This window comes from Citrobacter sp. RHB20-C16, assembly GCF_013890155.1.
GTDB classification, from domain to species: Bacteria; Pseudomonadota; Gammaproteobacteria; order Enterobacterales; family Enterobacteriaceae; genus Citrobacter_A; species Citrobacter_A amalonaticus.
Window position 1 is genome coordinate 3,732,720 of record NZ_CP057630.1, and the last position, 20,073, is coordinate 3,752,792.

Genomic DNA, 20,073 nt, shown 5'->3' on the forward strand with positions numbered 1-20,073 from the left:
CCGCCCCAAATACTTCCATTAACAACTAGCCGGTTCTGAGCGCTTCGCTCAGGTTGTCAATCCTCTTTATCTACACCCTCGCCTTGATGGGTGAAATTCACACTATCCCTTTAAACCCGTTAACCTCACAACTCGCCTCCCCGCGGGCGTAACTTTATAACAACATAAATAATGAATTATCATGAATACGCAACGAAAATACGGGAGAACCTGGCACTATCCTTTCTCCCCCGGCACTACTAGCGATGACCGTATCAACGCCGACTACTGGCGAGATTTGCAGGTTATTCCTCTACTGGTGCACACCGAAAAGCTGGATGGTGAAAACAACTGCCTGAATCGCCACGGCGTTTTTGCCCGCTCTCATGCAGCCCCAACGCAATCCGCGTGGACACATAAAATTCGCCAGCGCTGGCAATTGCTAAAAAACGATCTTGGCGATTTAGAGCTTTTCGGCGAGAACCTCTATGCCGTCCACTCGATTGAATATCACGCGCTGGAGCAGGACTTTTTCCTGTTTGCCATCCGCTGCCAGGATATGTGGCTAAGCTGGGAAGAAGTGCAGTTCTATGCCGCGCTGTTTGATTTTCCCTGCGTCCCGGAAATCCCAGGACCGCAGCCTGGTCAGGATGAAAAAGCGTGGCAGCGAGAATTTCTTGCGCTAACCAACGGACGCGGCGCGTTCGACCCATGGGATATCCAGGCCGGTCAGCCCTGCACCCTTGAAGGCATCGTGAGCCGTAATCGCAACGAATTTCCTGTGGATGATTTCGCCCACCAAGTGTTTAAGTTTGTCCGTAAGAATCATGTCAAAACAACGGAACACTGGAAGCGCAACTGGCGACGGGCTCGTCTGGCCCATGAATTTGCCTTTGGAGGCCAGTTATGATCTGGCAGCTTACTGGTGACAAAAGCTGGTCGGCGCTGCGACAACAATTCCGCTGGGTAGAAGAGATGCACGATGTACCACAGGATCCCGTCCATCATGCCGAGGGGGACGTTGGCATTCATACTGAAATGGTGCTCAACGCGCTATCAACCATGTCTGACTTTCAGCGATGCTCACCACAGCAACAAGAGCTGCTATGGGCTGCGGCGCTGCTACACGATGTGGAAAAGCGCAGCACCACGCTGCGTGATGAACACGGTCGCATCCAGTCATTAGGCCATGCGCGCAAAGGTGAACTCACGACACGGCAGATCCTGTGGCGAGATATTCCCACACCCTTTATTCTGCGTGAGCAAATCGCGGCGCTGGTTCGCCTGCACGGACTGCCGTTGTGGCTACTCGAACGTCCCGCCCCTGAGCGCCTGCTGCTTAGCGCGGCTATGCGGATTGACACCCGCCTGCTGACGCTGCTCGCCCGTGCCGATATAGAAGGGCGACGCTGTCAGGATAGGGAGGAGATGCTCGACCGGATCGCCCTGTTTGAGCTTTTCTGTCAGGAACAACAGTGCTGGGGACATGCCCGTCACTTCGTTTCCGATGCGGCTCGCTGGCATTATCTGACGCATTCGAACAGTTCAGCCGATTTCATCCCCTGGGAAACAGAAAGCTTTGAAGTGATTATAATGAGTGCGCTGCCCGGAATGGGTAAGGATCGCTATATCAGCGAACACTGTCCCGGCATACCGGTAGTAAGTCTTGATGATATCCGCCGTCGCCTTGGTGTTAGCCCGGAAGACAGGTCGGCAACCGGTCGCGTCGTCCAGCAGGCAAAAGAAGATGCACGGGCTTTGCTGCGACAAAAAACGGCTTTTGTCTGGAATGCGACCAATATTACCCGACAGCTACGAAGCCAGCTCATCGACCTTTTTACTGCCTACGGTGCACGGGTAAAAATTGTCTACATTGAAGTTCCATGGGCGCAATGGAAGCAGCAAAATGCAAACCGCCAATATGCGGTTCCGGACGCGGTTATAATGAGAATGGCGTCAAAGCTGGAAGTACCTCAGTCTGATGAAGCGCACTGCGTGGAATATCAGGTGAGAGATGAGTGAACAAACCGGACAGAGCCACCTCTGTCCGGCTACAGCACTAACTAGATATGCAGTTCCTGCAACTTCTCTTTTGGCAGCGCCAGCTCTTCATTGCTGTTGACGCGAACGTCGCGCTCCAGAATATGACGCGCGATATCCTGTGCTTCACTCAGGGAGTGCATCTGATATGTACCACACTGGTAGACGTTCAGTTCCGGGATCTGATTCTGATCCTGAACTTTCAGCACGTCGGCCATCGCCGCTTTCCATGCATCTGCCACGCGCTGCTCATCCGGCGTACCTATCAGGCTCATATAGAAACCGGTACGGCAACCCATCGGGGAGATATCGATAATCTCGACGCCGTTACCGTTGAGGTGATTACGCATAAAGCCTGCGAACAGATGCTCCAGCGTGTGAATCCCTTTCTCCGGCATCACCTCTTTATTTGGAATGCAGAAACGCAGATCAAACACGGTGATGGCGTCACCGTGTGGAGTGTTCATCGTTTTCGCCACACGGACTGCAGGTGCTTCCATCCGGGTATGATCGACAGTGAAGCTATCTAACAACGGCATTTAGCCACCTCCGATAATTTTTTATAAATAAACTGAACTCTTTGTTCCGGTGCGAGTCTGAGTATATGAAAGACGCGCATTTGTTATCATCATCCCTGTTTTCAGAGATGAAATTTTGGCCACTCCCGAGTGGCCTTTTTCTTTTCTGTCAGGCCTGCTGCTTTGCCAGCCAGCTGTCAAACGGTTCCGAATCTGCCGCTTCAACTTCGCGCTGACGACGTTTTGAGGCGTCACGTTCAGCCACAAAGTCTTCTTCCTGCAAAATTTCCAGCGGCTCTTCACGCAGCAGATTGCGGTAAGCTTCGCCCAGCGCCCTGCCCGTACCGCCAATACCCGTATCAATCATAGACCGCAGAATACGTGCAGAGAACGTTAATTCCGGGTTATCAAAGCAGGCAACCAGTTCGTCACAGACTTTCTGATAATCCTCTCCGCCGTGGATGCTGTCCAGCGTTTGTGCCACACGCTTCAGATCGCGGAACAGATCTTTACCCACTTCGGGCAGCGGGAACTGTGCAGTTTCACAACCAATCCCTAACGTCAGGCCCGGCTTACGCCCTTCCAGAATCACCCGATTCCAGTTGGTACGCGTACATAGCAGCTCACTGCTGCTCATCTCCGGTGCATCGGCCAGCACACACCAGACCATAAACAGGTCAAGGAAACGCACCTGTTGCTCGTCCACGCCAATTGGCGAGAACGGGTTGATATCCAGCGAGCGGACTTCGATGTATTCGATACCGCCACGCAGAAGCGCATCTGAAGGCGACTCACCGCTACGCGTAACGCGTTTCGGACGAATCGGCGCGTACAGCTCATTTTCAATCTGCAGCACGTTGCTGTTGATTTGCAGACGCTTACCGCCTTTTTCCAGCCCTACTGCCGCATACTCTTCAGAAGGCGTTTTAATCGCCCGCTTCAATCCTGCCACATACTCGTAGAGATCGTTAAACGTAATTCCGAGATTGCTTTGCGACTTATTGGTATAACCCAGATCGCTCAGTCGCAGCGAGGTCGCGTACGGCAGGTAGTACATTCCGCAGTCGGTTTTCTCAAACGGCAGCGTGGTCGGTTTGCCCTGCAGGAAGGAAGCGCAAATCGCCGGGGACGCACCAAACAAATAAGGAATGACCCAGCCAAAGCGGTAATAGTTACGGATCAGGCGGAAATAGCCGGCAGAGATTTTCTCTTTTGCCTCTTCGCCTTCCACTACGCCACATTTCGCCTGCCAGAATGCCATCGGCAGTGAAAAGTTGTAGTGCACACCGGAAATAGTTTGCATCAACGCACCGTAACGGTTTTTCAACCCTTCACGGTACAGCGTTTTCATACGACCAATATTTGAAGTGCCATATTGCGCCAGTTCAATGTCCTGACCTTCGGCAATGTAGCAAGGCATGCTCAGTGGCCACATGCGCTCATCACCCATATTTCTGGCGGTATAACGATGCAGGTCACGCATGAAGGTCAGCATATGCTGGATATCGCCGTCTACCGGTGTGATAAACTCCAGCAGCGCTTCCGCGAAATCCGTGGTAATCCATTTATGCGTCAGCGCTGAGCCTAACGCTTCAGGATGCCCCGTTGTCGCCAACGTGCCATCCGCATTCACGCGCAATGTCTCGCGCTCCAGCCCGCGCTGTATCCCCTGTAATGCCTGAGGATGCTTTTCCAGCCAGGCCAAAGCCTGTGATACGTCCGGGATCAAATTGACCTCCCGCCTGTCAAAATCGTATTAATTAGCATAATTGTAGTGGTTAACCTAAAGGCTAATCCCCAGGCACAATTAGTGCCACCAGGTAATGCCCTGAACGGTAGCAGCCGCGACGACAATATAACGCAGCGCTTTGCCAAGGCATAAAAAAAAGAGCACCGGCCCCCACGAGAGGCGCATCCATCCCGCTAACAGGCACAGTAAATCACCCACAACCGGCATCCAGCTTAATAATAGTGTGACCGCGCCATAGCGTTTAAGCCAGCCTGTGGCTTTCTCCTGCCAGCGCGATGTCTTGCGCAGCGGGAAGAAACGCCCAAGGATAACGTTAGTTAACCCTCCAAGGCTATTACCCATTGTTGCTGTTAAAACTAAGACCCAGGGATGACTGAGTCCGGCCAGTAACATGGCAATCAGAACGACTTCCGAGTTGCCGGGCAACAGCGTAGCGCTGAGGAAACTGCTGGCGAACAATGAAAGGAGCGACAGTCCGTCACTCACAGGAGTCGAACGTCCACAGCATCCATTCCGGCGGCGCGTGCTGCCTGGATACCAAAGTCCGCATCTTCAAATACCACGCACTGCGCCGGAGGCACGCCCATACGCTCCGCACAAAGCAGGAAAGTATCTGGCGCGGGTTTATGGTGCTGGACATGATCGGCAGCAACGACGGCATCAAAATAGCGACGCAGCCCCAGATGAGCCAGCAGCGCTTCCGCTACTGCGCTTTCACTGCCGGTTCCGACGGACATCGGGCGACGACCATGCCACGCTTTTACCACCTCAACCAGCGGCAACGGCTCGACGCTGTCGAGGAGCATGATTTTTACCGCGTCGGTTTTTTCACGGGCTAACGCGTGAGGATCGAGATCCGCATGATTCAACTCAATAATGGACTGAGCAATACGCCATGTGGCTGAGCCGTTAAGGGCAATCATCGCCTGAAGATCAAAATGCATACCGTAACGACCTAATACTTCAACCCACGCCTTACGGTGCGTCGGTTCAGTATCCAGAAGGGTACCATCCATATCGAAAATCAGACCCGCATAACGTTCGTACATAGCGCTCTCACCGGCAAATAAACAGACGTTACTTTATCGTAATTGCTGGATTTTGTCGCTGACGACGATGCTGAGGATTGTTCAGGAGATGAATGCAAAGGAGTAAGGAAAAGAAAAAAATGGTGCATCCGGGAAGATGACTCGGCGAAGCCTCGCCCTTCGGGCCGTTGCTGGCGCAACGCTATCCCCCCTGGTACTCGCGATACTCTCGCAGACCATGAAACAACAAACTGGCTGTTATCCGGGAGAAGATGGTGCATCCGGGAGGATTCGAACCTCCGACCGCTCGGTTCGTAGCCGAGTACTCTATCCAGCTGAGCTACGGATGCATCGGGAAACTTATTTTACTGCTGATACTGATACTGCACAAAAGCGGTATCAAATAAGAGATGGTGCATCCGGGAGGATGACTCGGCGAAGCCTCGACCTTCGGGCTGTTGCTGACGCAACGTTATCCCCCTGGTGCTTACGATGCTCTCGCAGACCATGAAACAACAAACTCGCTGTTATTCGGGAGAAGATGGTGCATCCGGGAGGATTCGAACCTCCGACCGCTCGGTTCGTAGCCGAGTACTCTATCCAGCTGAGCTACGGATGCATCGGAAAACTTATTTTACTGCCGATATTGATACTGCACAAAAGCGGTATCAAGTAAGAGATGGTGCATCCGGGAGGATTCGAACCTCCGACCGCTCGGTTCGTAGCCGAGTACTCTATCCAGCTGAGCTACGGATGCATCGGGAAACTTACTTTACTGCAGATTTTGATACCGCTACTAAAGCCGTATCAAGTAAGAGATGGTGCATCCGGGAGGATTCGAACCTCCGACCGCTCGGTTCGTAGCCGAGTACTCTATCCAGCTGAGCTACGGATGCAAATGGCGGTGAGGCGGGGATTCGAACCCCGGATGCAGCTTTTGACCGCATACTCCCTTAGCAGGGGAGCGCCTTCAGCCTCTCGGCCACCTCACCACACGCCTCTTACGAGTGCTTCGAAGAACTTGTTTCTGCTCATCGTCGCTGCGTGGCGCACATATTACTTTCTGGGACTTATAAGTCAAACAATTTTTCCTGAGCTTTTATCGTTTGCACACTTCACGTTCAATTAGTCTGCAAAAACGGCAAAAAGAGTGTTTTATCAACAGATAAATTGGACTCTGGGCAACGGACTACCTCAATGGAAAAGACATACGGATGCAGTAGCGCCAGGCGAAACTGGAAAAAGAGTCACAGAAAAACGAAACAGAGTGGGATATTGCGACGATGTCAGGTTGCGCCTCACCCGGTCAGGTGAGACGCGGAAACCTTAGTAACTGGACTGCTGGGATTTTTCAGCCTGGATACGCTGGTAGATCTCTTCACGATGGACAGATACTTCTTTCGGGGCGTTTACGCCGATGCGTACCTGGTTGCCCTTCACCCCTAAAACTGTCACGGTGACCTCATCTCCAATCATGAGGGTCTCACCAACTCGACGAGTCAGAATCAGCATTCTTTGCTCCTTGAAAGATTAAAAGAGTCGGGTCTCTCTGTATCCCGGCATTATCCATCATATAACGCCAAAAAGTAAGCGATGACAAACACATTACATGTAAGCAGTCACGGCATCACATTCTGTTAAACCTAAGTTTAGCCGATATACACAACTTCAACCTGACTTTATCGTTGTCGACAACGTTGATGCAAACGCCGCGGAATGCTTATCCGCGGCATCGGCTAACGCTTATAGTTATTACAATTTTGCGCTGACCCAGGCTTGCACACTGGCTAACGCCGCAGGCAGAGCAGAAGCATCCGTACCACCGGCTTGCGCCATGTCCGGACGACCACCACCCTTACCGCCCACCTGCTGAGCGACCATACCTACCAGTTCCCCTGCTTTGACACGGTCGGTCACGTCCTTAGACACACCAGCAATCAGAGAAACCTTACCTTCCGCTGCCGTTGCCAGCACGATAATTGTCGACCCCAGTTGATTTTTCAGATCATCAACCATGGTGCGCAACATTTTCGGCTCAACACCCGCAAGCTCACTCACCAACAGCTTAACGCCATTGATATCAACCGCTTTGCTGGAAAGATTCGCACTTTCCTGCGCCGCAGCATGTTCTTTCAACTGCTGAAGCTCTTTCTCAAGCTGACGAGTACGTTCCAGCACTGAACGCACTTTGTCGCCCAGATTCTGGCTATCGCCCTTCAACAGATGTGCAATATCGGCTAAGCGATCGCTTTCTGCATGCACAGTCGCAATGGCGCCCTCACCGGTTACCGCTTCAATGCGACGAACCCCGGCGGCGGTTCCGGACTCAGAGACAATACGGAACAGGCCGATGTCACCGGTACGGCTGGCGTGCGTCCCGCCGCACAGTTCGGTAGAGAAATCACCCATGCTCAGCACGCGAACGCGTTCGTCATATTTCTCGCCGAACAGCGCCATTGCGCCTTTTGCTTTCGCCGCTTCCAGATCCATCACGTGGGTTTCAACCGGCAGGTTACGACGAATCTGCGCGTTCACCAGATCTTCAACCGCCCGGATTTCCGCCGGCTTCATTGCTTCATTATGCGAGAAATCGAAGCGCAGCATTTTGTCGTTAACCAGCGACCCTTTCTGCGCCACGTGCTTGCCCAGAATCTGGCGCAACGCCGCGTGCATCAGGTGCGTTGCGGAGTGATTCAGACGAATACGCGCACGACGCGCCTCATCCACATCAGCCTGGACCGCATCGCCCACTTTCAGAGAGCCCGCAGACAGCTTGCCGAGGTGGCCAATTGCCTGACCATATTTTTGCGTGTCACTTACGGCAAACGCAAAGCCCGCGCCTTTCAGTTCACCTTTATCGCCAACCTGACCACCGGATTCCGCATAGAATGGGGTTTGATCCAGTACGACAACGGCTTCCTGACCGACACTGATCGCATCAACCGCTTTACCATCAACAAACAGCGCGGTCACTTTACCGTTCAGTTCCAGATGGTCGTAGCCTTTAAATTCAGAGGCGCTATCCACGCGAATCATCGCGTTATAGTCCGCACCGAAACCGCTGGCTTCGCGCGCGCGACGACGCTGCTCTTCCATGGCGGCTTCAAAACCGGCTTCATCCACTTTGATGTTGCGCTCACGGCACACGTCAGCCGTCAGATCAACCGGGAAACCGTAGGTATCGTACAGACGGAATGCTGTTTCGCCGTCCAGCGTATCGCCGGACAGTTTCGCCAGTTCTTCGTCCAGCAGCGCCAGGCCACGCTCGAGCGTACGGGCAAACTGCTCTTCTTCGGTTTTCAGAACTTGCTCAACCTGAGCCTGCTGACGCTTCAGTTCTTCGCCCGCCGATCCCATGACGTCAATCAGTGGACCCACCAGTTTATAGAAGAAGGTCTCTTTCGCGCCCAGCATGTTGCCATGACGTACCGCACGACGAATGATACGACGCAAAACATAGCCACGGTTTTCGTTCGACGGAACCACGCCGTCGGCAATCAGGAACGCACAGGAACGAATGTGATCCGCAATCACGCGCAGTGACTTGTTGCTCAGATCGGTTGCACCGGTCACTTTCGCTACTGCTTCAATCAGCGTACGGAACAGGTCAATTTCGTAGTTGGAGTTGACGTGTTGCAGCACAGCCGCAATACGTTCCAGACCCATACCGGTATCCACGGAAGGCTTAGGCAGCGGCTCCATCGTACCGTCAGCCTGACGGTTGAACTGCATAAAGACGATGTTCCAGATCTCAATGTAGCGATCGCCGTCCTCTTCCGGGCTTCCCGGAGGGCCGCCCCAGATGTGATCGCCATGATCGTAGAAAATTTCGGTGCACGGACCGCAAGGACCGGTGTCGCCCATCTGCCAGAAGTTGTCGGACGCATAAGCCGCACCTTTGTTATCACCGATGCGGATAATACGCTCGCGAGGAATACCGACTTCTTTTTCCCAAATTTCATAGGCTTCATCGTCTGTTTCGTAGACGGTCACCCACAGACGCTCTTTCGGCAGGGCAAACCAGTTTTCACCGGTCAGCAATTCCCATGCGTACTGGATTGCATCATGCTTGAAATAGTCGCCGAAGCTGAAGTTACCCAGCATTTCGAAGAAGGTATGGTGACGTGCAGTGTAACCAACGTTTTCCAGATCGTTGTGCTTACCACCCGCCCGCACGCAGCGTTGAGATGTGGTTGCGCGGGAATAATTACGCTTGTCGAGCCCAAGGAAAACGTCCTTGAACTGGTTCATCCCGGCGTTGGTAAACAACAAAGTGGGGTCATTGTTTGGAACCAGGGAGCTGCTGGCAACTACCTGATGTCCCTTACTATGGAAAAAGTCGAGAAACGCCTGACGGATCTCAGCGGTGCTCTTGCTCATAATTATCCTGAAATCTTGCTAACGAAAAATCATTACCAGCAACAACTCTTGATTGACTGGGCCGCCGGCAACTGAAAAGTGGGAATAAGATAAGTTTTCTTTACGGGGAAGTAAAATCCCGTATGCGCTCAATCGTCAAAATTTCGCCATATTTCCTGGATATCCTCCATCAGATATCCACGATAGAGCAAAAATCGCTGTATCTTAACCTTTTCTGAAAATGCGCCAGGCAGCGGTTCACCATACTTACGGCAGGCCTGATCGCGTGCGAGGACGCTCCAGTCAATCTCACATTCCCGCATCGCTTTTTCCGTCGATTCACGGGCAATGCCCTTTTGATTCAACTCCTGGCGAATGCGCGCCGGGCCATAGCCTTTACGGCTGCGGCTAGCGATAAAGCGGGCGATAAACCGGTCGTCATCGAGATACTGATGCTCGTAACACCAGGCAATCACTCGTTCATAATCTTCCGCCGTCGCATCAATCTCTTCCGGTCCATTTTTCCCCATCACCGGGGCGGCAAGTTTACGTCGCAACTCTTGTTCGCTGTGGTCACGAACCGCGAGGATACGTACTGCGCGATCTAACAGCCGGGAATACGCGGGTCGGCGCGGTGTGGGTTCACTCATAACAACCTTCGAAATCAGAAATGCAAAAAGGGCTGCATCAATGCAGCCCTTGAGTGTAATTCAACTTTTTGCCGGATGGCAGTGTTGCGTTATCCGGACGGACGACACCTGACGATTAAAAATCTTCGTTGGTTTCCGCAACGCCTTCACCGTCATCAACAGCGAAGTCAGGTTTGGCATCCTGGTTATTGAGCAGCATTTCGCGAACTTTCTTCTCAATTTCCTTCGCAGTCGCCGGGTTGTCTTTCAGCCAGGTGGTTGCATTCGCTTTACCCTGACCAATTTTCTCGCCGTTGTAGCTGTACCAGGCGCCCGCTTTCTCGATCAGCTTCTCTTTCACGCCCAGGTCAACCAGTTCGCCATAGAAGTTGATGCCTTCACCGTAAAGGATCTGGAATTCAGCCTGTTTAAACGGTGCCGCAATTTTGTTTTTCACCACCTTCACGCGGGTTTCGCTGCCCACCACGTTATCGCCCTCTTTCACCGCGCCAATACGACGGATATCCAGACGAACAGAAGCGTAGAATTTCAGTGCGTTACCACCGGTCGTGGTTTCCGGGTTACCGAACATCACACCAATTTTCATACGGATCTGGTTGATGAAGATCAGCAGCGTGTTGGACTGCTTCAGGTTACCGGCCAGTTTACGCATCGCCTGGCTCATCATACGCGCCGCGAGGCCCATGTGAGAGTCACCGATTTCGCCTTCGATTTCCGCTTTCGGCGTCAGTGCCGCTACGGAGTCGACAACGATAACGTCGACAGCGCCAGAACGCGCCAGCGCATCACAGATTTCCAGCGCCTGTTCACCGGTGTCCGGCTGAGAACAGAGCAGATTGTCGATATCAACGCCCAGCTTACGTGCATAGATCGGGTCCAGCGCGTGTTCTGCATCGATAAACGCACAGGTTTTACCTTCGCGCTGCGCCGCGGCAATCACCTGCAGCGTCAGCGTGGTTTTACCGGATGATTCCGGCCCGTAGATTTCGACGATGCGGCCCATCGGCAGGCCGCCTGCGCCCAGCGCGATATCCAGTGAAAGCGAACCTGTGGAGATCGTTTCCACATCCATAGAACGGTCTTCACCCAGGCGCATGATGGAGCCTTTACCGAATTGCTTTTCGATCTGGCCCAGCGCTGCCGCCAACGCTTTCTGTTTGTTTTCGTCGATAGCCATTAATTACTCCTGTCATGCCGGCTGAAACCGGATAGTGATTCTGTACTGTTGTCGCAATTATACTGTATGGTCATACAGTATCAAGTATTTTGTAGAAATTGTTGCCACAGGGTTTGCAGCGCATAAACCGTGGCTTGCCGACGCACCGCCTCACGGTCGCCGTGAAAGCATTCCCGACGGGTAATCCCTTCTCCGCGCACGCTGGCGAAGGCAAACCAGACGGTGCCGACCGGTTTCTCTTCGCTGCCGCCATCCGGCCCGGCGATCCCGCTGATGGAAACCGCAAAATCGGCACGTGCCGCTTTCAGTGCGCCAATCGCCATCTCAACCACCACCGGTTCACTGACCGCGCCATGCTGCGCCAGCGTCTCTTCCCGCACGCCGATCATCTGCGATTTTGCTTCGTTACTGTAGGTGACAAAACCGCGCTCAAACCAGGCGGAGCTGCCAGCAATATCGGTAATGGCTTTCGCCACCCAACCGCCGGTGCAGGACTCTGCGGTAGTCACCGTCGCACCACGCGCTTTCAGCGCCAGCCCGACCTGTTCACTTAACTGCATCAGTTCACTGTCAGTCATATCAGCCTCTGTCAGTTAAAAAATATGCCGGACAAGATAACACTTTCCCAACGGAGATGGGGATGAGGTAACAATTTTACGAGGGGGATTCCGAAAAAACGAGTGAGGCCCAGGGAAGCCGAAGCAACCCTGGGTAAAAACCATTATTGCACGCGCGCCAGCGCCACTGCCTGACCTAACTGCCACACCGCCATCGCGTAATGGGTGCTGTGGTTGTAGCGGGTAATAGCATAGAAGTTCGGCAAACCGTACCAGTACTGGTAGCCGGTACCAATATCCAGGCGCAGCAGGCTCACCTGCTGATGGTTGCCCAGCGGTTGTTGCGGCGTGAGTCCGGCGGCCGCCAGTTGAGAAAGGCTGTACTGCGTTTTAAAGCCATTCGCCAGTCCCGGCGCCTGACCGTTCGCCATCACCGCCACCGCGTCGCCCTTCACCCAACCGTGCGCTTTGAAGTAATTCGCCACGCTACCGATAGCATCGACCGGATCCCACAGGTTGATGTGGCCGTCGCCGTTGAAATCTACCGCGTACTCTTTATAGGACGACGGCATGAACTGTCCGTAACCCATCGCGCCAGCAAAGGATCCTTTCAAATCTAACGGGTCATCCTGTTCGTTACGCGCCATCAGCAGGAACGTCTCCAGCTCGCCGGAGAAGTACTCCGCACGACGTGGGTAGTTAAACGACAGCGTCGCCAGCGCGTCCAGAATGCGCGTTTTTCCCATCACACGGCCCCAGCGGGTTTCCACGCCAATAATGCCCACGATGATCTCCGGCGGAACGCCGTAAACCTGCCAGGCACGGTTGAGCGCATCTTCATACTGATTCCAGAATGCCACGCCGTTTTGCACGTTATCCGGGGTAATGAACTGTTTGCGATAGCGTAGCCATGCGCCGTTAGGTCCGGCCGGCGGCTGCGTGGTCGGCGCCTGCCTGTCCATCAGACGCAAAACGTAATCCAGGCGCTTCGCCTGTGACAGGATCTCCTGCAACTGCTGACGATTAAAACCGTGCTTGTTCACCATCTTATCGATGAACTGCTGCGCATTCGGGTTATTGGCAAAGTCGCCCCCCATCTGCATAACGTTGTGCTGGGGCTCAAGCAGGAAGCCGCCGGAAGGCGTGCCCGTTGTCGTTTGAGGCTCTTGAGGTTTCGGTTTGCTACTACAGGCAGCAAGTAACACAAACAGGGGAAGTAATGCTACATAACGACGCTTGAACATGAGACATCCATTAAACAGATTCAGCCAGAGAGAAGTATGGTAAAGCATCCCCCGTCATACAAGGAAGCACCAGACGCACTCCGTCACACAATTTACGTATCACTTCCCCTCGTTTGATCGTCAGTACATTCTTTCCTTTCCATAAAAACTTTCAATTTAAAATATTTTACTTTCATTTTGAGATCAAAATAACACTTTTATTCCTTTCAATCTGATTAAAATAAGTCACCCATTCGCAAGATAACTAAAAATCCCTACAGGAGAGAATAATGATCGAAACCATTACACATGGAGCAGAGTGGTTCATCGGGCTGTTCCAGAAAGGTGGAGAGGTGTTTACCGGGATGGTCACCGGCATTCTTCCACTGCTGATCAGCCTGCTGGTCATCATGAATGCGCTGATCAACTTTATCGGCCAGCAGCGAATCGAACGCTTCGCCCAGCGCTGCGCCGGGAATCCGTTGTCCCGCTACCTGATTTTGCCTTTTATTGGCACGTTTGTGTTTTGTAACCCCATGACCCTGAGTCTGGGCCGCTTCATGCCAGAGAAATACAAGCCCAGCTATTACGCAGCCGCCTCTTACAACTGTCACTCAATGAACGGCCTGTTCCCGCATATCAACCCTGGCGAACTGTTCGTTTACCTCGGCATTGCCAGCGGCCTGACCACGTTAGGTCTCCCGCTCGGGCCACTGGCCGTGAGCTATCTGCTGGTCGGAGTGGTCACCAACTTCTTTCGTGGCTGGGTCACAGACCTCACAACCGCCATCTTTGAGAAAAAGATGGGTATCCAACTTGAGCAGAAAGTCCACCTTGCAGGAGCAGCATCATGACGCGTATTCGAATTGAACGAGGAACTGGCGGCTGGGGTGGCCCGTTAGAGCTGGACGTGACCGCCGGAAAGAAAATTGTCTATATCACCGCAGGCACTCGCCCGGCGATTGTCGACAAACTGGCGCAGTTAACCGGCTGGCAGGCTGTCGATGGCTTTAAAGAGGGAGAACCGCCTGAAGACGAAATTGGCGTTGCCATCATTGACTGTGGCGGGACGCTGCGTTGTGGCATCTATCCTAAACGCCGTATTCCGACCGTGAACATTCACTCAACCGGGAAATCCGGCCCGCTGGCCCAGTATATTGTTGAAGACATTTATGTCTCTGGCGTCAGGGAAGACAACATCACCGTCATCAGCGACGCGTCTGCTGCACCGCAGCCGCAATCACAACCGGCAAGCGCTACCGCCGGGCGTGATTACGACAGCAGCAAAAAAATCACCGAACAGAGCGATGGCCTGTTAGCAAAAGTCGGCATGGGGATGGGATCGGCGGTGGCCGTGCTGTTCCAGTCCGGTCGCGACACCATCGATACGGTTCTGAAAACCATTCTGCCGTTTATGGCATTCGTCTCGGCACTGATCGGCATCATCATGGCCTCGGGTCTGGGTGACTGGATCGCCCATGGCCTGGCGCCGCTTGCCAGCCATCCGTTGGGTCTGGTGACGCTGGCGCTGATCTGTTCGTTCCCGCTGCTGTCGCCGTTCCTCGGCCCAGGTGCGGTCATTGCGCAGGTTATCGGCGTTCTGATCGGCGTGCAAATTGGCCTGGGCAACATCCCGCCGCATCTGGCGCTGCCCGCCCTGTTTGCCATTAACGCCCAGGCATCCTGTGACTTTATTCCGGTCGGTCTGTCGCTGGCAGAAGCCCGCCAGGACACCGTTCGCGTCGGCGTGCCGTCGGTACTGGTGAGCCGCTTCCTGACGGGTGCGCCCACCGTTCTCATCGCCTGGTTTGTTTCCGGCTTTATCTATCAATAAGAGGTGTCGACATGACCGTTATTTATCAGACCACCATCACCCGTATCGGCCAGAGCGCACCGGATGCGCTCTGCGACCAGATGCTGATTACCTTTCGTGAAGGCGCGCCTGCGGATATCGAGGAGTTTTGCTTTATCCATTGTCATGGCGAACTGAACGGCCCGCTGCAGCCCGGCGCCCAGTTCGAACTGGGTCAGCATCGTTATCCGGTCACTGCCGTTGGCAGTGTGGCCGAGCAGAATTTACGTGAACTGGGGCATATCACCCTGCGCTTCGATGGGCTGAGCGAAGCGGAATTTCCCGGCACCGTGCATGTCGCGGGGCCTGTACCGGACGATATCGCACCGGGCTGTATTTTGAAGTTTGTCGCTTAAGGAGAGAAAAATGAATCAGGTTGCCGTTGTCATTGGTGGAGGACAGACCCTGGGGGCGTTCCTCAGCCGTGGGCTTGCAGCAGAAGGGTATCGCGTTGCGGTGGTAGATATTCAGAGTGATAAAGCCGCAAACGTTGCACAGGAGATTAACGCAGAATTTGGCGAAGGCATGGCCTACGGTTTCGGCGCCGACGCCACCAGCGAACAGAGCGTGCTCGCACTCTCTCGCGGTGTGGATGAAATCTTTGGCCGCGTGGATCTGCTGGTTTACAGCGCCGGGATTGCGAAAGCAGCATTTATCAGTGATTTCCAGCTCGGTGATTTTGACCGCTCGCTGCAGGTGAATCTGGTCGGCTACTTCCTCTGCGCACGTGAATTCTCCCGTCTGATGATCCGCGATGGTATTCAGGGACGTATTATTCAGATCAACTCCAAATCCGGTAAAGTGGGCAGCAAGCACAATTCCGGCTATAGCGCGGCGAAGTTTGGCGGCGTGGGGTTAACGCAGTCGCTGGCGCTGGATCTGGCGGAATATGGCATTACCGTGCATTCGCTGATGCTCGGCAACCTGTTAAAGTCACCGATGTTCCAGTCGTTGCTGCCGCAGTACGCCACCAAGCTGGGTATCAAGCCAGACGAAGTGGAGCAGTATTACATTGATAAGGTTCCGCTGAAGCGCGGCTGCGACTATCAGGATGTGCTGAACATGCTGTTATTCTATGCCAGCCCGAAAGCGTCGTACTGCACCGGGCAGTCAATCAACGTTACCGGTGGACAAGTAATGTTTTAATGGGTATCGCCCGGTGGCGATACGCTTACCGGGCCTACCCGCAGGCCGGATAAAGTAAAACCGCCGTCTGGCAAAATAAAAGGAGCAACATATGGTATCCGCACTCGTTACTGTCGCCGTCATTGCCTGGTGTGCACAACTGGCGCTGGGATACTGGCAAATATCGCGCTTTAACAATGCATTTGACCGGCTTTGCCAACAGGGACGTGTCGGCGTAGGGCGTTCAGGAGGACGTTTTAAACCGCGCGTCGTGGTCGCCGTCGCTGTCGATGACAATCAGCGAGTCACCGATACGTTGTTTATGAAAGGTCTCACCGTATTCGCCAGACCAGGAAAAATCGCCGACATTCAGGGCAAACATCTTAATGAATTACAGCCTGATGTGATCTTTCCCCATGATCCGCTATCGCAGAATGCACTATCATTGGCGCTTAATCTGAAACATGGGTAATTTCGTTGTGAATGCTATTAGCTTGCGAAATTATCATTTCGCAAATTTAATTCAGGGTTATTTCGCCTATGAAACCTCGTCAGCGTCAGGCCGCCATTCTGGAGCATCTGCAAAAACAGGGTAAAAGCTCTGTGGAAGAACTGGCCCAGTACTTTGACACCACGGGCACGACCATTCGCAAAGATCTTGTCGTTCTGGAAAATGCCGGTACCGTCATTCGCACCTATGGCGGCGTGATGTTAAATAAAGATGAGTCCGATCCGCCTATCGATCACAAAACGCTGATCAATACGCATAAGAAAGAGCGTATTGCTGAAGCTGCGGTCCGCTTTATCCATGATGGCGACTCCATCATTCTGGATGCCGGGAGTACCGTGCTACAAATGGTGCCGATGCTTACCCGCTTTAGCAATATCACCGTCATGACCAACAGCCTGCACATTGTCAACGCGCTGTCCGAGTTAGACAACGAACAAACCATCCTGATGCCTGGCGGAACATTTCGTAAAAAATCGGCCTCATTTCACGGACAACTGGCCGAAAACGCCTTTGAGCAGTTCAGTTTTGATAAACTCTTCATGGGCACCGACGGTATTGATCTCAGTGCCGGCGTGACCACCTTTAATGAGGTTTACACCGTCAGCAAAGCGATGTGTAACGCCGCTCGCGAAGTCATTCTGATGGCGGACTCATCAAAGTTTGGCCGCAAGAGTCCGAATGTTGTGTGCAGTCTGGAAAGCGTCGACAAACTGATTACCGACGCGGGTATTGATCCCGCATTTCGTCAGGCGCTGGAAGAAAAAGGGATTGAAGTGATCATAACCGGAGAAACCAATGAGTGATGCACTACTGAACGCGGGCCGTCAGACGTTAATGCTGGAATTACAGGAAGCAAGCCGTCTACCGGAACGTCTGGGCGATGATTTTATCCGCGCCGCCAATACCATTATCCACTGTGAAGGCAAAGTGATTGTCTCAGGTATCGGCAAATCGGGCCATATTGGTAAGAAAATCGCCGCGACGCTCGCCAGTACCGGCACCCCGGCCTTTTTTGTTCATCCTGCCGAAGCGCTGCATGGCGATCTGGGGATGCTCGAAAGCCGTGACGTGATGTTGTTTATCTCCTATTCCGGCGGCGCAAAAGAGCTGGATCTCATCATCCCGCGTCTGGAAGATAAATCCATCGCCCTGCTGGCAATGACCGGCAAACCCAATTCACCGCTGGGTCTGGCGGCGAAGGCTGTTCTGGATATCTCCGTTGAGCGCGAAGCCTGCCCGATGCACCTGGCGCCGACCTCCAGCACCGTCAATACCCTGATGATGGGCGACGCGCTGGCGATGGCGGTTATGCAGGCACGCGGCTTCAATGAAGAAGATTTTGCCCGCTCGCATCCGGCCGGTGCGTTGGGCGCGCGTTTGCTTAATAAAGTGCATCACCTGATGCGCCGTGACGATGCTGTCCCGCAGGTTCAACTTGCCACCAGCGTGATGGACGCGATGCTGGAATTAAGCCGTACCGGTCTGGGTCTGGTCGCCGTTTGCGACGACCAGATGCAGGTGAAAGGCGTCTTTACCGACGGCGACCTGCGTCGCTGGCTGGTTGGCGGCGGCGCGCTCACCACGCCGGTCAGTGAAGCGATGACCCACAACGGCATCACCTTGCAGTCAGAAAGCCGGGCGATTGATGCCAAAGAGATCCTGATGAAACGCAAAATTACCGCCGCGCCGGTGGTGGATGAAACCGGTAAGCTCACCGGCGCCATCAACCTGCAGGATTTCTATCAGGCCGGGATACTCTAATCCTTCAGCCCCAGACGCTTCGCCAGCCGGTGCAGGTTGGCGACATCCGTTTCAAGTGCCCGGGCGCTGGCCGCCCAGTTGTGATTATTTTGCGCCAGCGCCTGGCGAATCATTTCCCGCTGGAACGCCTCCGTCGCATCACGCAGATTGTGATTGCGCGGTAAATCCGCTGTCACTTCCGGCTGCGGCGTCATGGCCTCCTCCTGCAACGCGAAATGCTTCGCTTCCAGTACCACTTCGTCTCCGGATCGGGTCGCGCGCGCCAGCACTACCGCCCGATGAATCGCATGTTCCAGTTCACGCACGTTACCCGGCCAGCCGTAATTCAGCAGATGGCTACGCGCCCCAGGACTGAGCACCACGCGGGAAAGCCCCAGTCGTAATCGACACTGCTCGCAAAAATAACCCGCCAGCAACACCACATCTTCCCCGCGCTCCCGTAGCGGGGGAACCAAAAGCGGAAACACGCTCAGACGATGAAACAGATCGGCACGAAAACGTCCCGCCAGCACCTCTTCACGCAGATCGCGATTCGTTGCCGCCAGCACGCGCACATCCACGCGCAGGCTGCGGTCATCGCCGACGCGCTGAATATCGCCATACTGCAATACGCGCAGCAGTTTGGCTTGCAGAGCCAGCGACAGTTCACCAATTTCATCGAGGAATAACGTGCCGTTATCGGCCATTTCAAATTTGCCGCTACGGTTGCTGATGGCCCCGGTGAATGCCCCTTTCACATGACCAAACAGTTCGCTCTCCGCCACGCTTTCCGGCAGCGCGGCGCAGTTCAGGTAGACCAACGGGTTGACCGCGCGAGGTGAACCTTCGTGAATCGCCTTCGCCACCAGTTCTTTCCCGGTACCAGTTTCGCCGCTGATTAACACGTTAAGATCGGAGCCTGCCACAATCTCGATCTCTTTTTTCAACTGCATCATGTTCGGCGAGAGACCAATCATCTGCGTCTCTTTTATCTGTTCGAAATCGGTACTCGACCCCGGCAACATATTCTGGCTTTCCAGTTGTTCAATCAGCAGCGCGTTGCTCAATGCGCCGGCGGTCAGCGCGGCGATGAGCCGTAACTCCTCATCGCTGAAAACATCAAACTGATCCGGCGCCATGCCATCGAGGGTCAGCGCGCCGATCAGGTTCTGCCCGGCAAAAAGCGGCAACCCAATACAGGCATGCACTTTCAGACTCTCCTGCCCCGGGATCAATCCGTCATACGGGTCAGGCAAATCGCTGTCTGCCGGAAAGCGCACCACGTCTCCGGCGCGGGCGATGGCCTCCAGTCGGGGATGCCCTTCGAGGGTAAAACGCCTGCCGAGCACATCACGTGCAAGACCATCAATCGCCAGCGGGATAAACTGGCGCGCCTCATAACGCAGCAACGCAGAAGCATCGCATTCCAGCACCTGGCGCAGCGTAGTAATCAGACGCTGAAAACGATCCTGATGGCCCACTCCGCGCTGTAATTCAATGGCGATCCCCGCCAGAACATCAACAGAAAAACTCATGCTGTCCTCACTGTCATTTTGACAATCCA

20 protein-coding genes and 5 tRNA genes are annotated in these 20,073 nt (G+C 53.9%); 9 read left to right on the top strand and 16 right to left on the bottom strand.

Annotation, left to right across the window (positions count from 1 at the left end; translation table 11 throughout):
- Positions 1-181 precede the first annotated feature (181 nt).
- Positions 182-889 (top strand): RNA ligase family protein, encoded by a 708-nt coding sequence (locus HVX64_RS17925; RefSeq protein WP_042999622.1) that lies wholly within the window; start codon positions 182-184, stop codon positions 887-889.
- Positions 886-2,001: an AAA family ATPase gene (locus HVX64_RS17930; protein ID WP_044255105.1), complete on the top strand. Its 1,116-nt coding sequence runs from the start codon at positions 886-888 to the stop codon at positions 1,999-2,001. The genes HVX64_RS17925 and HVX64_RS17930 overlap by 4 nt, the downstream gene beginning before the upstream one ends.
- Positions 2,002-2,042: 41 nt before the next feature.
- Here the strand turns inward: HVX64_RS17930 and luxS are convergent, their stop codons facing one another.
- The 15 genes from luxS to mltB all read right to left on the bottom strand — a co-directional run bounded on the left by luxS (position 2,043) and on the right by mltB (position 13,302).
- The gene (luxS, locus tag HVX64_RS17935; protein WP_003037312.1) at positions 2,043-2,558 is read right to left on the bottom strand and encodes an S-ribosylhomocysteine lyase; all 516 of its coding nucleotides are present in this window, start codon (positions 2,556-2,558) and stop codon (positions 2,043-2,045) included.
- A 148-nt stretch (positions 2,559-2,706) separates the two neighbouring features.
- On the bottom strand, positions 2,707-4,266 hold the full coding sequence (gshA, locus tag HVX64_RS17940; protein WP_044255102.1) for a glutamate--cysteine ligase: 1,560 nt from the start codon (positions 4,264-4,266) through the stop codon (positions 2,707-2,709).
- Between the two features lie 78 nt (positions 4,267-4,344).
- Positions 4,345-4,773 carry a YqaA family protein gene (locus HVX64_RS17945; RefSeq protein ID WP_042999619.1) on the bottom strand — a complete coding sequence of 143 codons (429 nt, stop codon included), beginning with the start codon at positions 4,771-4,773 and terminating at the stop codon, positions 4,345-4,347.
- Positions 4,770-5,336, bottom strand: coding sequence for a fructose-1-phosphate/6-phosphogluconate phosphatase (gene yqaB, locus HVX64_RS17950; RefSeq protein WP_042999618.1), 567 nt, complete (start codon positions 5,334-5,336; stop codon positions 4,770-4,772). The genes HVX64_RS17945 and yqaB overlap by 4 nt, the downstream gene beginning before the upstream one ends.
- Positions 5,337-5,588: 252 nt before the next feature.
- Positions 5,589-5,665, bottom strand: a tRNA-Arg gene (locus HVX64_RS17955).
- A 192-nt stretch (positions 5,666-5,857) separates the two neighbouring features.
- Positions 5,858-5,934: transfer RNA gene (locus HVX64_RS17960), tRNA-Arg, on the bottom strand.
- Positions 5,935-5,995: 61 nt separating this feature from the next.
- Positions 5,996-6,072, bottom strand: a tRNA-Arg gene (locus HVX64_RS17965).
- Positions 6,073-6,134: 62 nt separating this feature from the next.
- Positions 6,135-6,211 (bottom strand) — tRNA-Arg (locus HVX64_RS17970).
- Between the two features lie 3 nt (positions 6,212-6,214).
- A tRNA-Ser gene (locus tag HVX64_RS17975) sits at positions 6,215-6,307 on the bottom strand.
- Between the two features lie 334 nt (positions 6,308-6,641).
- The gene (gene csrA, locus HVX64_RS17980) at positions 6,642-6,827 is read right to left on the bottom strand and encodes a carbon storage regulator CsrA (RefSeq protein ID WP_000906486.1); all 186 of its coding nucleotides are present in this window, start codon (positions 6,825-6,827) and stop codon (positions 6,642-6,644) included.
- Between the two features lie 240 nt (positions 6,828-7,067).
- The gene (gene alaS / locus HVX64_RS17985; RefSeq protein WP_044255097.1) at positions 7,068-9,695 is read right to left on the bottom strand and encodes an alanine--tRNA ligase; all 2,628 of its coding nucleotides are present in this window, start codon (positions 9,693-9,695) and stop codon (positions 7,068-7,070) included.
- Positions 9,696-9,823: 128 nt separating this feature from the next.
- Positions 9,824-10,324 (bottom strand): recombination regulator RecX, encoded by a 501-nt coding sequence (recX, locus tag HVX64_RS17990; protein ID WP_044255094.1) that lies wholly within the window; start codon positions 10,322-10,324, stop codon positions 9,824-9,826.
- A gap of 115 nt (positions 10,325-10,439) precedes the next feature.
- Positions 10,440-11,501 (bottom strand): recombinase RecA, encoded by a 1,062-nt coding sequence (recA, locus tag HVX64_RS17995; RefSeq protein WP_044255092.1) that lies wholly within the window; start codon positions 11,499-11,501, stop codon positions 10,440-10,442.
- Positions 11,502-11,581: 80 nt separating this feature from the next.
- Entirely contained in the window at positions 11,582-12,079 is a 498-nt protein-coding gene (gene pncC, locus HVX64_RS18000; protein ID WP_044255090.1) for a nicotinamide-nucleotide amidase, read from the bottom strand.
- A gap of 143 nt (positions 12,080-12,222) precedes the next feature.
- Complete coding sequence (gene mltB, locus HVX64_RS18005) at positions 12,223-13,302, bottom strand: lytic murein transglycosylase B (RefSeq protein WP_042999611.1); 1,080 nt, start codon at positions 13,300-13,302, stop codon at positions 12,223-12,225.
- Between the two features lie 269 nt (positions 13,303-13,571).
- Between mltB and srlA the strand changes: the two genes are divergently transcribed.
- From srlA to gutQ, 7 genes are all read left to right on the top strand, one after another.
- Positions 13,572-14,135, top strand: coding sequence for a PTS glucitol/sorbitol transporter subunit IIC (gene srlA / locus HVX64_RS18010; protein ID WP_044255088.1), 564 nt, complete (start codon positions 13,572-13,574; stop codon positions 14,133-14,135).
- The gene (locus HVX64_RS18015; RefSeq protein ID WP_044255086.1) at positions 14,132-15,115 is read left to right on the top strand and encodes a PTS glucitol/sorbitol transporter subunit IIB; all 984 of its coding nucleotides are present in this window, start codon (positions 14,132-14,134) and stop codon (positions 15,113-15,115) included. Before srlA ends, HVX64_RS18015 begins: the two co-directional genes overlap by 4 nt.
- Positions 15,116-15,126: 11 nt before the next feature.
- A complete protein-coding gene (gene srlB, locus HVX64_RS18020; protein ID WP_042322676.1) occupies positions 15,127-15,489 on the top strand; it encodes a PTS glucitol/sorbitol transporter subunit IIA in 363 nt (120 codons plus the stop codon).
- 10 nt (positions 15,490-15,499) lie between these two features.
- A complete protein-coding gene (gene srlD / locus HVX64_RS18025) occupies positions 15,500-16,279 on the top strand; it encodes a sorbitol-6-phosphate dehydrogenase (protein ID WP_042999607.1) in 780 nt (259 codons plus the stop codon).
- Positions 16,280-16,370: 91 nt separating this feature from the next.
- The gene (gutM, locus tag HVX64_RS18030) at positions 16,371-16,730 is read left to right on the top strand and encodes a transcriptional regulator GutM (RefSeq protein WP_042999606.1); all 360 of its coding nucleotides are present in this window, start codon (positions 16,371-16,373) and stop codon (positions 16,728-16,730) included.
- A gap of 68 nt (positions 16,731-16,798) precedes the next feature.
- Positions 16,799-17,572, top strand: coding sequence for a DNA-binding transcriptional repressor (locus HVX64_RS18035; protein ID WP_042999605.1), 774 nt, complete (start codon positions 16,799-16,801; stop codon positions 17,570-17,572).
- Entirely contained in the window at positions 17,565-18,530 is a 966-nt protein-coding gene (gene gutQ, locus HVX64_RS18040; protein WP_042999604.1) for an arabinose-5-phosphate isomerase GutQ, read from the top strand. The genes HVX64_RS18035 and gutQ overlap by 8 nt, the downstream gene beginning before the upstream one ends.
- On the opposite strand, the gene norR is transcribed toward gutQ, so the two are convergent.
- Positions 18,527-20,044: a nitric oxide reductase transcriptional regulator NorR gene (gene norR / locus HVX64_RS18045; RefSeq protein ID WP_044255083.1), complete on the bottom strand. Its 1,518-nt coding sequence runs from the start codon at positions 20,042-20,044 to the stop codon at positions 18,527-18,529. The genes gutQ and norR overlap by 4 nt on opposite strands.
- Positions 20,045-20,073 lie beyond the last annotated feature (29 nt).

Coding starts and splice junctions, on each gene's coding strand:
- HVX64_RS17925 (WP_042999622.1), top strand. CDS start 182: ATGAATACGCAACGAAAATACGGGAGAACCTGGCACTATCCTTTCTCC.
- HVX64_RS17930 (WP_044255105.1), top strand. CDS start 886: ATGATCTGGCAGCTTACTGGTGACAAAAGCTGGTCGGCGCTGCGACAA.
- luxS (WP_003037312.1), bottom strand. CDS start 2,558: ATGCCGTTGTTAGATAGCTTCACTGTCGATCATACCCGGATGGAAGCA.
- yqaB (WP_042999618.1), bottom strand. CDS start 5,336: ATGTACGAACGTTATGCGGGTCTGATTTTCGATATGGATGGTACCCTT.
- csrA (WP_000906486.1), bottom strand. CDS start 6,827: ATGCTGATTCTGACTCGTCGAGTTGGTGAGACCCTCATGATTGGAGAT.
- alaS (WP_044255097.1), bottom strand. CDS start 9,695: ATGAGCAAGAGCACCGCTGAGATCCGTCAGGCGTTTCTCGACTTTTTC.
- recX (WP_044255094.1), bottom strand. CDS start 10,324: ATGAGTGAACCCACACCGCGCCGACCCGCGTATTCCCGGCTGTTAGAT.
- recA (WP_044255092.1), bottom strand. CDS start 11,501: ATGGCTATCGACGAAAACAAACAGAAAGCGTTGGCGGCAGCGCTGGGC.
- pncC (WP_044255090.1), bottom strand. CDS start 12,079: ATGACTGACAGTGAACTGATGCAGTTAAGTGAACAGGTCGGGCTGGCG.
- mltB (WP_042999611.1), bottom strand. CDS start 13,302: ATGTTCAAGCGTCGTTATGTAGCATTACTTCCCCTGTTTGTGTTACTT.
- srlA (WP_044255088.1), top strand. CDS start 13,572: ATGATCGAAACCATTACACATGGAGCAGAGTGGTTCATCGGGCTGTTC.
- HVX64_RS18015 (WP_044255086.1), top strand. CDS start 14,132: ATGACGCGTATTCGAATTGAACGAGGAACTGGCGGCTGGGGTGGCCCG.
- srlB (WP_042322676.1), top strand. CDS start 15,127: ATGACCGTTATTTATCAGACCACCATCACCCGTATCGGCCAGAGCGCA.
- srlD (WP_042999607.1), top strand. CDS start 15,500: ATGAATCAGGTTGCCGTTGTCATTGGTGGAGGACAGACCCTGGGGGCG.
- gutM (WP_042999606.1), top strand. CDS start 16,371: ATGGTATCCGCACTCGTTACTGTCGCCGTCATTGCCTGGTGTGCACAA.
- HVX64_RS18035 (WP_042999605.1), top strand. CDS start 16,799: ATGAAACCTCGTCAGCGTCAGGCCGCCATTCTGGAGCATCTGCAAAAA.
- gutQ (WP_042999604.1), top strand. CDS start 17,565: ATGAGTGATGCACTACTGAACGCGGGCCGTCAGACGTTAATGCTGGAA.
- norR (WP_044255083.1), bottom strand. CDS start 20,044: ATGAGTTTTTCTGTTGATGTTCTGGCGGGGATCGCCATTGAATTACAG.